General features: G+C 61.5%; 1 pseudogene. It reads left to right on the top strand.

Annotated features, from left to right (window positions below):
- A pseudogene (locus D3227_RS40435) lies at positions 1-646 on the top strand (4-phosphopantoate--beta-alanine ligase); the annotation flags it as partial.
- Between the last annotated feature and the right edge of the window lie 320 nt (positions 647-966).

Below are 966 nucleotides of genomic sequence, written 5' to 3'. Positions count from 1 at the left end.
GGCTGACCTTGCCGCCTATCCACGAACGGAGCACGAGGACGCTGCTAAGCTCGCGCGTCTGGGTGCCCATATGCTCTACGCACCCGATGCCTCTGAAATGTATCCGGAAGGTTTCGCCACCACGGTCTCGGTGAGCGGGGTGAGCCATGGGTTGTGCGGTGCATACCGTCCCGGCCATTTCGACGGCGTGGCAACTGTCGTAGCCAAGCTCTTTCTGCAGACGGGCGCCGACCTGGCCTTCTTCGGAGAGAAAGACTTCCAGCAGTTGCAAGTCGTGCGCCGGCTGACGCGCGATCTCGATATTGCGATCGAGATCGTCGCCTGCCCGACGGTGCGCGAAGCCGACGGCCTGGCAATGTCGTCGCGCAACCTTCGCCTCTCGTCAGTACTGCGACAGGCGGCGCCGAGCCTCGCGGAAATCCTGTTCGCGTCGGCCGAGCGTCTGGCGACAGGAGCAAAAGCCGACGACGTACTCGCCGAGGCGCACAAGGCGATCCTGGCGGCCGGCTACAAAGAAGTCGAGTATCTTGAATTGCGGGCCGACGATGACCTCTCGCCGCTCGACGCCGCAGACAGATGGGCACGCGTCCTCGTGGCCGCATGGCTGGGCGATGTCCGTCTCATTGACAATGTGAGCGTTCGGCCAAAGCAAAGCACTTCCAAAGGTTTGCTTCAGCTGCAGCAGCTTAAGTCTCCGACGTGTCCAAGTCTGGTAAGTGAGGCCCGAACCGTAACTCGAACGGAAGCCCCGATCTCAGAATCTGCAGTCGGGTTTGGTTGCGCCGTTCCAACCAGTTTTCGAGTGCCAGTCCAGGCATGCGGGAAAACACGCGCTCAGACCGCTAGTCCCTATGATTGCTGGGCCTGAGGGCGGCCCGTCATCCGATATGCAACGGTACGAGGGTTAAGCCGGCTGGCCGGCGCAGAGCCTCATGCATAGGAGACGGGCCATATGGAACATATCAG

This window comes from Mesorhizobium waimense (assembly GCF_003601975.1).
Taxonomy (GTDB): Bacteria; Pseudomonadota; Alphaproteobacteria; order Rhizobiales; family Rhizobiaceae; genus Mesorhizobium; species Mesorhizobium waimense.
Note: the sequence above shows the minus strand (reverse complement) of the source record. Positions and strands in the feature narration are given on the sequence as shown.